Genomic DNA, 12,460 nt, shown 5'->3' with positions numbered 1-12,460 from the left:
TTCGGGTCCGGTCCAGTGATTATCGGAGGTGTGGCGTGGCTGATTTCGGTGCGTCTTATGCGGAGATGGAGCAGGTGGCGTCGTCGTTGTCGCAGGCTCGTGATGATATTCAGGGTCAGTTGGACACTCTGAAGGGGCAGGTGGACAACCTGTTGGGTGAGGATTTCAAGACGCAGCATGCGTCGGGGAAGTTCGGTGAGGGGTATGGGGAGCTGACCACGGGTCTGAAGCAGGCGGTGGACGGTATCAATGACATGTCGGAGTCGCTTTTGGGGATGATGCGTGCGATCCAGGATCTGGACACGCAGCTCGCCGGCGGCTGACACCGCTGCACGACGTTGAGGGACCGGCGGCTTCGGCCCCGGTCCCTCCGTCGTGAGTGCGCGTCGTGGATCCGATGGGGAGTCCTCCCCATCGACGCGCGCGACGCGGTTCCATAGGTTGGTGTTGTCGGACCGGAGGGAGGAACGCATGGCCGAGGCCATCTGGATCAAGTACGAGGAGCTGAGCGCGGTGAGTCTCAAGCTCAAGGACATCGTGACGGAGCTGGAGGGGGCGTCCTCTCGCACCGACGCGGTGCAGGACGCCATCGACTCGCCCTTCGGGAAGTCGAAGCTCAAGGATGAGGTCGGCGACTTCGAGTCGCGCTGGGACGACAAGCGCCACGATCTGGCCCGGGACATCGGGAAGGTCCAGGAGCACGTCCAGGGCGTGCTCGACGGTTGCAAGAAGTGGGACGAGGACACGGCGAAGAGCATGGAAGTCGACGCCACCGGACAGAACCCGCCGCGGAAGATCGGAACGCCCTGATGTACATGGAACGTTCGCCCAAGGGGCGCCACATCGAGCGCCTCAAGGGCAACGCTGACACGATCTCGAAGCGCGGTGCGGAGATCACGGCTCTCGGCGATGCGATGGGCGAGAGCGCCTCGTTCCTGAAGTCGCTGCACGACAAGAGCTCGGGGCAGAAGGGTGAGGCGATCGAGAAGCTGCAGGAGATCGTGGGCGACACCCACGAGCAGCTCAGGCTCGCCGGCGAGCTGTACCGCCCGACCGGCCCGGTGCTGGTCTCCTACGCGACGACGCTCTCCGAGGTCCAGCCCCGGCTCAACGCGGCCGTGAAGAGCTGCGAGGAGCTGTGGACGACCTTCGCCGGGCTGCCGGGGTATCTGCCCGGAGACCGCCCGACGTGGGTCGTGCCGCCCAAGGAGGGCTCGGACGAGGCGACCGAGAACGCAGCGGACGACGCGTCGAAGAAGCAGAAGCACGAGGAGTTCGTCGCCGAGGCGCGCATCTTCGATTCCGAGTACGACACCTGGGAGACCGCGTTCGACACCGCCGTCGACGGCATCAGCAAGGCCACCAGCGGCAAGATCAAGGACGGCTTCTGGGACGACGTCGACGGCTTCGTCGCGGGAGCACTCGAGGTGCTGAAGGTCGTCGGACTCATCCTCACCGTCGCCGCGATCATCATCGGCGGGCCGATCATCGCCGCCCTCGCCGCGATCGTCGCGATCGCGACCCTGGCGCTCACGCTCTACCAGTGGAGCCGCGACGACGCCGGGCTCACCGACGTCATCATCGCGGCGATCGGCGTCATACCGTTCGGCAGCATGGGCAAGCTGTTCGGAGGGATGAAGGGGCTGCGGGGCTTCGCCGACAGCGCGCTCGGCGGACTGCTCACCGGGGCCGGCCGCGCGCCCATCCGCCAGGAACTCGCCAGGGTCTTCGGCAGCGGCACCGCCGCCTTCAAATTCACGGGGTCCTTCGGCACCGGAGCCCGCAACTTCTTCGGCACGCTGCTGCAGAACCACGGCGCGGACGGCCGCGCCGTCGACTCGATCGCGCGGTTCTTCACCGGCAAGGGGGCGACGGCGCTGAACAACATGTCCAGCGCTCCCGACATCCTGATCAGCGTCGGGTGGACCATGTACTCCCGCGCCAACACGATCGTCGGGAACATCCCGGGATCCGGCGGATCGATCAACTCCGCGATCGTGCACGCCATCGCCGGCGACAAGTGACGCCGCAGGGCGTCCGTCCGCCGCGCTGCGGCGGGGATGACATGCTGGTGACGGAGGGGTGCGGATGAGAGCGGTTGCCGAGGTCGGGATCGACGAGGAGCGCGTCGTCGTGCTCACCGGACGCAGCGGCACGGACTGGGTGGCTGCGGCAGCCGGGCGTCTCGGCGAGGCCGCCGGCATCGCGCCGATGCCGGTCGAGCTGCGCGCCGAGTTCATCGCGCATGCCGCCACGGCCGTGACGCCGCACGACGTTCTGGCGCTGCAGCTCTGGCCGCGGGACGGATTCCCCTTCGTCGTCCGGGTCTCCGTGCAGGAGTCCCCGGGGCTGGAGGAGGTCCGTCGCCGCATCCGCGAGGGCGCCGCATCCTGGCGTGCGGTCTCGGCCTCGGAGCATCTCGGCAGCGGATGCCAGTGGATCTTCGACGGCGAGGTGCCCGGATCCGAACAGATCGCGACACGAGGCTGGCAGGCGGTGTTCGCCGATGACGCCGTCATGGCGGTGGTGACGCTGGAGCCGGTGCTCGCCGACGCCTTCCTGCTCGCGACACCGCATGTCGCGGCTCTTGTGGATGATCTGCGCATCCTCGTGGACGGCGAGCCGTGGCGGGGCGGCGACCTGAACCGCGGCCTCGTGATGGCCGACGAGGAGTGGCCGGGGGAGAGCCGATGAAGCGCGACCGCAGCGCGACCGCGTGGGCGAACGACCTGCCCACCGGCGCCAGAGCGCCGTGGGCGGAGCTTGAGGCGAGGGCGTACCGCGGGCGTCCCAGAGTGCTCGCCGAACTCGGCGGGGCCGGGGCGTTCGAGCGGCGCGGCCAACAGGCGCGCAGCCCGTGGTTCCTGCTGGCGCTGACCCTCGCGGTGCTGCCCGTGCTGGCGCTCGTCCTGCTGCCGGTGCTCGCCTTCACCGCGCTCGGCGGGAGCGACTTCGGGCTGGTCCTCGCCGACTCCGCCGTCGCGATCTCCGTCGCCGGCTGGCTGATGGTCGCCTCCGCCGTGTGGCAGGCCGTGACGCTGATCCGCGGGCTGCTCGGCGGCAGCATCGTGGAATCGGAGGTGAGCGGCTGGATCGCGGCGGTCGTCGGCGTCGTCGTGGCCGTGATGATCAGTGCCAGGGGAACGGCCGACCAGGTGCCGGGCTGGCCGGTGTGGGCGGCGGTCGCCGTGCTGGCGGCCCTGCTCGGCGCGGCAGTCGCGGTGCTGGCCCGACGGAGCCGTCCCGGCACGCAGGGAGACGAGCGCCGCGGTCATTCCGCGACCGAGACGCTGCCCGACTCCGACGCGATCGCGCGACGCAGCGCCGCGATCGCCGCGATCCCCGCGGCGGAGCGGGAGCGGATCCGCTCCGAGCTCGCCGAGGCGATCGGGATCCTGCGCCGGCGCGGGATCGCCTCGCCCGCAGACGCGCAGCGCGCGCTGGAGGCCGAGCCCGGCTTCCTCGCGCAGAGGATGTCGTCATGAACGATGCCGGCACGGGCCGGGAAGGAGACCGTATGAACTCCCCCGAGGGATCGACGGAGCGGGTCAGCCTCCGTGCGGAGCTGGGCGCCGCCCCCGACCCGGACTTCACGCTTGTGCTGCCCCCGGGGTGGGCCCGCAGGAGCGTGGACGGGGCCGTGGAGAAGGACATGCTCGGCGCGATGCGCAGCCGCCTGATGCAGGCGCATCGCCCCGACCTGTACGCGCAGATGGACCGGTTGCTGCGTGATGCGTTCACGCAGATGCGCCGGGTCGAGGCCGTGGCGATGTTCGTGCCGTCCGCCGACGCCTCCGAGGCCCTCTACCTGCCGGCCTCACTGACCGCCAGCATCCAGCGCGCCCCGGCCGGGGAGAACCTCGACGATGTGGTGCGAGAGGCGATCGCGGAGCGCGGCGCGACCGCGCTGCTCGAGGACAAGCGCTTCCTGCGCATGGAGACCGACGAGGTGCAGACCCTGGAGGGGGAGCGGGTCGCGGTCACGACCGTGATGTACCTGACGCCGATCCCGGGATCGCAGCGGCGCAGGGCGCTGCGGCTCGTGCTCGTGATCATGCGTCCGGTCGACGTGCCTGCGGACGATCCGCCGATGGTGGCGATGCGCACGCTGTTCGACCTGTGCGTGTCGACCCTGGCGTGGCTTCCTGCGGGGGGCGCCGCCTCCGCCTGAGCCGGCCTCGGTGTCCGGGGCCGGTGACGGCGTCGGCCTCCGGCGTGCGCGAGGGTGGCGCGCGTCAGCGCCCGGCGTCGGCGAGGTGGCGTGCGTCGTGGCTGAGCACCTTCACCATCACGCCGAGACGGCGCAGGGCCGCGACCGTGCGCGTCTCTTCGTCGATGTCGCGTCCGAGGGCGTGGATGTTGGCGACGACCAGCACGTCACCGGGACGCAGCGTGTCGATGAGGCGGCCGATGCGGTCGTTCCAGCTCTCCAGGATGTCCGGCGCGGGGTGGCGGAAGCCCTCGATCGGCACGCCGAACCGGGTGAGGTCGTCGCGCTGCTGCACCACCGAGGGCATGCCGTCGCGGGCGACGACGAGGCCGACCAGGCGGGATCCGTCGGGCCTGGCCGACCACCAGTCCCGGTTCCGCTGCAGCTCGGTGAAGCACTTGGGGCACTCCGCGGCCGCGTGCGGGAGATGCAGCGGACTGGTGAGGGCGGCGTCGAGCGGCGCACCCGTGGTGCCGTCCGCATCGCCGTGCGCGTGCGTGGTCGCTTCCATGTCATCCGCCTCCGCCTCTATTGTGCCTTCTCCCACGGACATCGGCGTCCGGGGATGTGCGGATGGAGCTGCCCCATCGCCGAGCGGAGTACGCTCGCACTGTCCCACCCCCGGAGCCCTGAGGAGCGCCATGCCCGTCGTCGCCGCCTACGCCGCACCGAGCGAGGGTGCGCCCCTCGTCCCGACCACGATCGAGCGCCGTGAGCCCGGCCCGCTCGACGTCGTGATCGACATCGCCTACGCCGGCATCTGCCACTCCGACATCCACACGGTGCAGGGCGACTGGGGTCCGCAGCACTATCCGCTCGCCCCGGGTCACGAGATCGCCGGGACGGTCGCCGCGGTAGGATCCGACGTCACGCGCTTCGCCATGGGTGACCGGGTGGGCGTCGGCTGCCTGGTGAACTCCTGCGGCGCCTGCGACGCGTGCCTGCGCGGCGAGGAGCAGTACTGCAGGGTCGGGGCGACCGGCACCTACGGCGCGACCGACCGCGACGGAACGATCACCCAGGGCGGCTACTCCCGGCAGGTCGTCGTCACAGAGGCGTTCGTGCTGCGGATCCCCGACGCGATCCCGCTCGATCGCGCGGCCCCGCTGCTCTGCGCCGGCATCACCACGTACTCGCCGCTGCGGCACTGGAACGTCGGCTCCGGCACGCGCGTCGCGGTCGTCGGGCTCGGCGGGCTCGGACACATGGCCGTCCAGATCGCGCACGCCCTGGGCGCAGAGGTCACCGTGCTGTCGCAGTCGCTGCGCAAGAAGGACGAGGGGATCCGGCTCGGCGCCGACCGCTACCTCGCCACCTCGGATCCGGAGACGTTCTCCGCGAACAAGCGCTCGTTCGACCTGACCCTGAACACCGTCAGCGCCCCGCTGCCCCTGGACGCGTACCTGAGCCTGCTCGACACGAACGGCACCATGGTCAGCGTCGGCGCGCCGCCGGAGCCCATGTCGTTCCGCGCGGGCCTGCTGCTGGGCGGTCGCCGCTCGCTCGCCGGATCGTCGATCGGCGGGATCAGGGAGACCCAGGAGATGCTCGACTTCTGCGCCGAGCACGGGATCGCCGCCGAGATCGAGCTCATCGACGCCGCGGGCATCAACGACGCCTACGCGCGCGTGCTCGCAAGCGACGTGAAGTTCCGTTTCGTGATCGACGTCGCGACGATCTGACGGTCGCAGCGTTCCTCCGGTTCCTGAGCGCCCTTCGTCTCGTCGCTGCGCTCCTCGCTCAGGGACCGCTACGCGAGACGACGGACCTGCGCCTCCCGGTTCCTGAGCGCCCTTCGTCTCGTCGCTGCGCTCCTCGCTCAGGGACCGCTACGCGAGACGAAGGGCGCCTGTGGATAACCGCGGCGAGTGCGGCGGTCGATTCGGTACCGTGCGACCATGCCGCACGTCTACATCCTCCGTTGCGTCGACGGCAGTTTCTACACGGGCAGCACCACGGATCTTGCCTGGAGGGTGGAACAGCATCAGGCAGGGTTCGGTGGCGACTACACGCGTCGCCGGCTTCCCGTGGAGCTCGCCTGGACCGCGGAGTTCGAGCGCATCGATGAGGCGTTCGCGTGGGAGCGCAGGATCCATCGCTGGAACCGGGCCAAGAAGCTTGCGCTGATCGAGGGGCGATACGACGACCTGCAGGGGTGGAGCAAGCGTTCGCGCGGCCGCTGATCCCGTTCCCACCGGCGCCCATCGTCTCGTCGCTCCGCTCCTCGCTCGGGGACCGTGCGCTCCTCGGTTCCTGAGCGAGCGCAGCGAGACGAAGGACGCCCTTGCGCGGTTCGTCGCTTCGCTCCTCGCTCAGGGACCGTGCGCTCCACGGTTCCTGAGCGAGCGCAGCGAGACGAAGGACGCCCCTGTGCGGTTCGTCGCTTCGCTCCTCGCTCGGGGACCGTGCGCTCCTCGGTTCCTGAGCGAGCGCAGCGAGACGAAGGACGCCCTTGCGCGGTTCGTCGCTCCGCTCCTCGCTCGGGGACCGTGCGCTCCTCGGTTCCTGAGCGAGCGCAGCGAGACGAAGGACGCCCCTGTGCAGTTCGTCGCTCCGCTCCTCGCTCAGGGACCGGTTGTGCCCGGACACCCAGCGAGCACCCTGCCGCTCCTCGCTCAGGGACCGGGGCGGGCCACCGCTCGCCGAGTCAGATCAGCCCGAGGGCGCGGACGGCGTCGCGTTCCTCGACGAGCTCGGCGACCGAGCGGTCGATGTGCTCGCGCGCCCAGGCGTCGGGATCCAGCCCCTCGACGATCCGCCACTCGCCGTCGACCGCGCGCACCGGGAACGAGCTGATCAGGCCCTCCGGCACGCCGTACTCGCCGTGCGAGACGACGGCGGCGCTGGTGCGCCGTTCGCCGGTGCCGAGTGCCCAGTCGCGCACGTGGTCGATCGCCGCGCTCGCCGCGGACGCCACGGAGGAGGATCCGCGCACCTGGATGATCTCGGCGCCGCGCTTGGCGACCCGCGGGATGAAGGTGCTCTCGAGCCACGCGCGCACCTCGCCGGTCTGCGCGGCGAGAGCCTCCGGCACGGGACGCCCGGCGACGGTCGCGTAGGCGACGTCGGGGAACTGCGTCGCGGAGTGGTTGCCCCAGATCGTGACGCCTGCGATGTCGGCCACCGGAGCGTCGAGCGCCGCGGAGAGCTGGCCGCGGGCGCGGTTCTCGTCGAGCCGGGTGAGCGCGCTGAACCGCTCCGCCGGGACGCCGTCGGCGGAGGCCGCGGCGATGAGCGCATTCGTGTTCGCCGGATTGCCGACCACCGTCACGCGCACGCCCGCCGCGGCGTGCGCGGCGATCGCGGATCCCTGCGGTCCGAAGATCGAGCCGTTCGCGGCGAGCAGGTCGCCGCGCTCCATGCCGGGGCCGCGCGGGCGCGCACCGACGAGCAGCGCGTGGTCGGCGCCGTCGAAGCCCACGGCCGGATCGTCGGTCACCTCCACGTGCTCGAGCAGCCCGAAGGCGCCGTCCTGGAGCTCGAGAGCAGCGCCCTCCGCAGCCGCGATCCCGGCCGGGATCTCGAGCAGCCGCAGTCGCACCTTCTCGTCGGGGCCCAGCATGTCGCCAGCCGCGATCCGGAACAGCAGCGCGTAGCCGATCTGCCCGCCCGCACCGGTCAGAGTCACCGTGGTGGTCACTTCGGCTCCCTTCGGTCGCTGGCGCGACGCTCAATGCGAGCCTATGCCTCCCCGTCGGGGCGCGGACCGTGGAAAACTGTGCTCATGACGTTCAACCCGGATGCCGATGTCTCAGACAACAAGGTCCAGCGGCGTGGCGGCGGCCGCACCGCCGCGATCGCCGGCGGTGGCGTGGTCGGTCTCGGCGCCGTCGTCGTGCTGCTGATCAGCGCCTTCACCGGTGTCGACCTCTCCGGCCTTCTCGGCGGAGGGACCGGCGCGCAGGGGCAGCCGCAGGCGACGGCCTCCTCGGAAGGCTACGTGCAGAACTGCAACACCGGGGCCGACGCGAACAGCAACGTCGACTGCCGCGTCGCCTCGACCAAGCTCGCGCTGAACCAGTACTGGGCCAAGCACGTGAAGGGGTACGTCGAGCCGGGCCAGGTCAGCGTCGACGTGGCGACCGCGACGCCGTGCGGCACCGCATCGAACGACGTGGGCCCGTTCTACTGCCCCTCGGATCAGACGGTCTACATCGACCCCACGTTCTTCCAGCTGCTCAAGCAGCAGTTCGGTGCAGAGGCCGGGGATCTCGCCCAGGTGTACGTCGTGGCGCACGAGTACGGGCACCACATCCAGAACATCACCGGCACGATGGAGAAGTATCCGAACAACGGGACCGGCCCCACCAGCAATGGCGTGCGCACCGAGCTGCAGGCCGACTGCTACGCGGGCGCCTTCATCGCCGACTTGACCGACCAGAAGGACAAGAACGGCGTCGCCTATTTCAAGAAACCGACCGAGGCGCAGATCAATGACGCCCTGAACGCCGCCGCGGCCGTCGGCGACGATCACATCCAGCAGCAGTCCGCGGGCTACACGAACCCGGAGAGCTGGACCCACGGATCCAGCAAGCAGCGCGACTACTGGTTCGCGAACGGCTACAAGAACGGCCTGGGCCAGTGCGACACGTTCTCGGTGGCCACGCCGTAGGGGTCGTTGAGCGAGCGCAGCGAGACGAAACGCGGCGTCCCCGCGCTACGCGCGCATCGCCTGCACGAGCGTGCGCACCAGCGCGAGCACGCCGCCCTGGGCGCGGAATCGGGTCAGGCCCTCGCTGACCTCGGCGGCCGTGCGCGACGAGGCGAACCACGGCGGCTTGGGCAGGATCGTGAACCGTCCGCCGTCGCGCACGATCGACGCCGACCGCGGGAACGGCCGGAACGGTCCGCGCACGACCGAACGCTCGACGTCGGCCAGCAGCAGCGCGTTGTGCACGACGCCGAGCCCGCTGCCCACATCGGCGAGCGTGTTGCCGGGGAAGGCGCCCCAGGTCACCGTGGGGGTGATGAAGCCGAACGCGGTCCAGGTGTTGATCGCGATGGATCCATAGTGCAGCGCGGTGATCGCCCGCTCGAAGCCCGCGCCGAGCGACGCCTCCGTGGCCGGGTCGATCAGGACGTTCGCGCCGAGGGTGCCCTGCAGCTTCTCGTTCGCGTGCGCGACGGCGGCATCCAGGAACGCCTGGCCCGTGCCGGACAGCTGCTCCACGCCCAGCACGGGGGCGAAGTACTCGGTCTGCTCCAGAGCGGACGGGTCGTCGGCCTCGCCGATCTCGACGAGCAGCCGGTCCGCCAGCACGAGCGCGTCGGGATAGGCGTCGGCAGCCTGCGCCATGCGCTCGTCCGAACGCGGGTACCAGATGGGGCGCTCCGGCGCGAGCGCGTAAGCGCGGCGCAGCTCGATCAGGAACTGGTCCTTCTGCGCCCAGTCGCGGGACAGGAGCACGACCTGGCCCGCGATGCAGTTGTGCCCGCCGTTCTGCAGGCGCATCGTGGCGACGTGCTCGGCCTGGAAGCGCAGATCCTCGTCGCTCCAATGCCCCGGTACGACGATGATCGGCGAGACACCGCCGAGCTCGGCCGTGATCGGCTTCTTCAGTCGCGGCCGGTCCTCGCGCTTGCGGCGCTTGGCCTGCGGTCCCGTGCCCCACACGATCGCGTCGAAGGTCGGGGAGGATCCGGTGATGTGCACGTGCGCGAAGGCGTCGTGCGCGGTGAGGTAGGCGCCGACGTCGCCCGCGCCGCGGACGATCCGCAGGAAGCCGGGGGCGATGAGCGGCGCGAGGGCCTTCTCGAACACCGGCACGAGGGCGTCCTGCGTGGGGTTGACCTTGAGCAGCGCCACGCGGTCGTGCGCGAGCAGTTCGTAGAGCACGTCGAGCACGGGGATCGAGGTGATGTTGCCGGCGCCGAGCACGAGGCCGATGCCCCCGTCGTCGGGTGCTGGAGTGCGCTGCGCGAGCCCCGCACGGGCCCTGGCGTCGCCGGGCGTGACGCCGGGGGTGAGCCACACCTCGCCCGTGAAACCCGAGAGCAGCAGTTTGTCGATGCCCTCGAGCGGGAACGCACGCACGCGGGTCTGCCCGCTCGCGGTGCGGTCGATCGTGAGGCCGTCGAGCGGGTTGCGGCCGTACGCGATGCGGTCGAGCGTCTCGATGTAGGCGTCCAGCGCGCCGAGCGTCGCGTAGGGGCCGCTCAGCCACTCCTCGCCGCGGAGCGGGTGGTCGTCGCTCAGCTGCTTCGAGCGCACGGCGGCGCGCGCCCAGGCTCGTGCGTTCGCGGAGACGGTGCGCCGTACGCCGCGCAGCAGCGTCACGCGCTGGCCGACCGTGAGAGCGGACCAGGCCGCGGATCCCTTCTGGAGATCATCGATCGCGCTCTCGATCGGTGCGCGGACGTCATCGGCGAGGGTGTCTGGCATCGGGATCTCCTTCGGCGCGGTCTTCGTTCAGCGTACGCGCTCGGCGCGGGACCGAGTCTCAGCGATCGGCGCCGTCGATGTCGCTGCGGCGCAGCCGGTAGCGGGCCAGCGTGGTGAGGCTCGCCAGCATGAGCGCGGCCGGTACGACGCTGAAGATCAGCACGATCCCGGTCACGGCGCTGCCCGGCTGCACGACCGCGCCCGCGTCGCTCGCCGTGCGCGAGACGTAGCCGGTGATCGCCAGCACGACCGCGACGATCGTGGTGCCCAGCGCGAAGCCCACGGTCTCCGACGCCGTCCACATCCCCGTGAACGTGCCGGCGTTGCCCGGCCCGCTGTCGCGCTCGTCGTGCGAGATCACGTCCGGCAGCATCGCCATCGGCAGCGCCTGCATGCCGGCATAGGCGACCCCTGCGGCGGCCACGGAGGCGTAGATCCAGGATCCGGGCATCCACAGCGCCAGCCCGATCGAGGCGGAGGCGACCAGGAAGATCGTCGAGGCGATCCGGAAGGCGCGCTCCTTGCCGATCCGGCGCGACAGCCGCTCCCAGCCGGGGGTCGCGATCACGGCCGGGGCGACGAGGGCGACGAACAGCAGCGTGACCGCGCTCTCGGAGTGCATGACCCAGGTCGCGACGTACTGCGCCCCCGCGAGCATCGTGCCGGTGGCGAGCGCCTGCAGCAGATACGTGCCGAGCAGCGCGCGGAACGGCTGCGACCGGCGCACGGCGGCGAAGCCCGCCGCGTACTGCGCGCGGATCCCGACGTGCTCGACGGATGCCGGGGCGGCCACGGCGTCGTCGGCCGTGCGCGCGGCGATGAGCATGCCCGCCCCGATCACGATGCCCGCGACCACACCCATCACGAGGTAGCCGATGACCGGATCCCCGGTGATGCGGCGCAGCTCCGGCCCTCCGCCTCCGAACAGGAGGATCGTCACGGTGAGCGCGATCACCCGCCAGCTGAGCAGCCTCGTGCGCTCGTCGTAGCTCGAGGTGAGCTCGGCCGGCAGCGCGATGTAGGGCACCTGGAACAGGCTGAACGAGGTGGCGGTCGCGAGGAACGCGAGCAGCACGCAGATCACGCCCGCGACCGGACCGAACGCCGGCGGCACGGCGAAGGTGAGGGCGAAGAACACCGGCAGCGTGAATGCCCCGATGAGCATGAAGCGCTTCCGGCTGCCCGTGCGGATGAGGCTGCGGTCCGACCAGGCGCCGATCACCGGGTCGATCACCACGTCCCAGATCTTCGCGAGGGTGACGATGGTTCCCGCGAGGATCGCGGCGACGCCCAGGTTGTCGGTGAGGAAGTAGGCGAGCACCAGGCCCGGCAGCGTGGCGAAGCCTCCGGTGCCGAGGGATCCCGTGGCGTAACGGGCGACCGTGCGGGCGGGAAGGCGCGTGGGGGCTCGTTCGGCGCGAGCGGCGGTGCTCATGCGCGCCAGTGTATCGGCGGGCAAGGAGCTGCCCGTCCGCGCCCCGGACCCGTGGTCAGATCAGGGACAGCTCGCGCAGCTTGGCCTCGACGTCGGCGTTGGACGGCTCGACGTGGTGCGAGGAGTCGGGGTACACCACGACAGGGATGTTCATGCGGCCGGAGATCTCCTTGGCGACATCGGCGGCAGCGGGATCCTCGACCAGATCGACGTAGGTGTAGGCGATGCCGAGCTCGTCGAGCTGCTTCTTGGTGCGGATGCAGTCCCGGCACCAGTCGGCGCCGAACATGGTGATCGTGTCAGAGGCAGGGGTGGTCATGAATCCAGGGTACGGCGGATCCGAGGGGGTGGGATCGGCGAGGAGGCGCGGGCCTTGCCCGGTGTTCACCGCCCGTTAGCCTGGAGGGGACAGGGTGTCTGACGGGAAACGCGC

At 70.7% G+C, this 12,460-nt stretch carries 14 protein-coding genes; 9 read left to right on the top strand and 5 right to left on the bottom strand.

All coding sequences use genetic code 11. From position 1 onward, the window contains the following. The first annotated feature begins 35 nt into the window (after positions 1 to 35). The 6 genes from ACFC1J_RS11195 to ACFC1J_RS11170 all read left to right on the top strand — a co-directional run bounded on the left by ACFC1J_RS11195 (position 36) and on the right by ACFC1J_RS11170 (position 4,171). On the top strand, positions 36 to 323 hold the full coding sequence (locus tag ACFC1J_RS11195) for a WXG100 family type VII secretion target (RefSeq protein WP_052674178.1): 288 nt from the start codon (positions 36 to 38) through the stop codon (positions 321 to 323). A 148-nt stretch (positions 324 to 471) separates the two neighbouring features. Then, positions 472 to 810, top strand: a complete 339-nt coding sequence (locus tag ACFC1J_RS11190) for a hypothetical protein (protein ID WP_045272667.1) — start codon at positions 472 to 474, stop codon at positions 808 to 810. After that, a complete protein-coding gene (locus ACFC1J_RS11185; protein ID WP_375905560.1) occupies positions 810 to 2,024 on the top strand; it encodes a hypothetical protein in 1,215 nt (404 codons plus the stop codon). Before ACFC1J_RS11190 ends, ACFC1J_RS11185 begins: the two co-directional genes overlap by 1 nt. Before the next feature lie 64 nt (positions 2,025 to 2,088). Continuing rightward, the gene (locus ACFC1J_RS11180) at positions 2,089 to 2,694 is read left to right on the top strand and encodes a hypothetical protein (RefSeq protein ID WP_375905557.1); all 606 of its coding nucleotides are present in this window, start codon (positions 2,089 to 2,091) and stop codon (positions 2,692 to 2,694) included. Beyond that, positions 2,691 to 3,485: a hypothetical protein gene (locus ACFC1J_RS11175; protein ID WP_375905555.1), complete on the top strand. Its 795-nt coding sequence runs from the start codon at positions 2,691 to 2,693 to the stop codon at positions 3,483 to 3,485. The genes ACFC1J_RS11180 and ACFC1J_RS11175 overlap by 4 nt, the downstream gene beginning before the upstream one ends. A gap of 32 nt (positions 3,486 to 3,517) precedes the next feature. Then, complete coding sequence (locus ACFC1J_RS11170) at positions 3,518 to 4,171, top strand: hypothetical protein (protein WP_375905552.1); 654 nt, start codon at positions 3,518 to 3,520, stop codon at positions 4,169 to 4,171. Positions 4,172 to 4,235: 64 nt separating this feature from the next. Here ACFC1J_RS11170 and ACFC1J_RS11165 read toward each other — a convergent pair whose 3' ends face one another. Continuing rightward, positions 4,236 to 4,721, bottom strand: a complete 486-nt coding sequence (locus tag ACFC1J_RS11165; protein ID WP_375905549.1) for a recombinase family protein — start codon at positions 4,719 to 4,721, stop codon at positions 4,236 to 4,238. A 130-nt stretch (positions 4,722 to 4,851) separates the two neighbouring features. Between ACFC1J_RS11165 and ACFC1J_RS11160 the strand changes: the two genes are divergently transcribed. Together ACFC1J_RS11160 and ACFC1J_RS11155 are read left to right on the top strand one after the other, a co-directional pair. Further along, complete coding sequence (locus tag ACFC1J_RS11160; protein WP_375905546.1) at positions 4,852 to 5,892, top strand: NAD(P)-dependent alcohol dehydrogenase; 1,041 nt, start codon at positions 4,852 to 4,854, stop codon at positions 5,890 to 5,892. 216 nt (positions 5,893 to 6,108) lie between these two features. Continuing rightward, positions 6,109 to 6,393: a GIY-YIG nuclease family protein gene (locus ACFC1J_RS11155; RefSeq protein ID WP_375905543.1), complete on the top strand. Its 285-nt coding sequence runs from the start codon at positions 6,109 to 6,111 to the stop codon at positions 6,391 to 6,393. Between the two features lie 464 nt (positions 6,394 to 6,857). Here ACFC1J_RS11155 and ACFC1J_RS11150 read toward each other — a convergent pair whose 3' ends face one another. Next, entirely contained in the window at positions 6,858 to 7,850 is a 993-nt protein-coding gene (locus ACFC1J_RS11150) for a malate dehydrogenase (protein WP_375905540.1), read from the bottom strand. Positions 7,851 to 7,934: 84 nt separating this feature from the next. Here ACFC1J_RS11150 and ACFC1J_RS11145 point away from each other — a divergent pair, with 84 nt between their 5' ends. Continuing rightward, on the top strand, positions 7,935 to 8,822 hold the full coding sequence (locus ACFC1J_RS11145) for a neutral zinc metallopeptidase (RefSeq protein ID WP_375905537.1): 888 nt from the start codon (positions 7,935 to 7,937) through the stop codon (positions 8,820 to 8,822). Between the two features lie 45 nt (positions 8,823 to 8,867). Here ACFC1J_RS11145 and ACFC1J_RS11140 read toward each other — a convergent pair whose 3' ends face one another. The 3 genes from ACFC1J_RS11140 to ACFC1J_RS11130 are packed head-to-tail and all read right to left on the bottom strand — an operon-like array spanning position 8,868 to position 12,346. Further along, complete coding sequence (locus ACFC1J_RS11140) at positions 8,868 to 10,592, bottom strand: aldehyde dehydrogenase family protein (RefSeq protein WP_375905534.1); 1,725 nt, start codon at positions 10,590 to 10,592, stop codon at positions 8,868 to 8,870. A gap of 58 nt (positions 10,593 to 10,650) precedes the next feature. Further along, complete coding sequence (locus ACFC1J_RS11135; RefSeq protein WP_375905531.1) at positions 10,651 to 12,027, bottom strand: MFS transporter; 1,377 nt, start codon at positions 12,025 to 12,027, stop codon at positions 10,651 to 10,653. Positions 12,028 to 12,082: 55 nt separating this feature from the next. Then, positions 12,083 to 12,346, bottom strand: coding sequence for a glutaredoxin domain-containing protein (locus ACFC1J_RS11130; protein WP_105689145.1), 264 nt, complete (start codon positions 12,344 to 12,346; stop codon positions 12,083 to 12,085). Positions 12,347 to 12,460 lie beyond the last annotated feature (114 nt).

This window comes from Microbacterium sp. NPDC056052 (assembly GCF_042266785.1).
GTDB lineage: Bacteria > Actinomycetota > Actinomycetes > Actinomycetales > Microbacteriaceae > Microbacterium.
The sequence above is the reverse complement of the archived record's forward strand: the minus strand, read 5'-3'. Positions and strand labels throughout refer to the sequence as shown.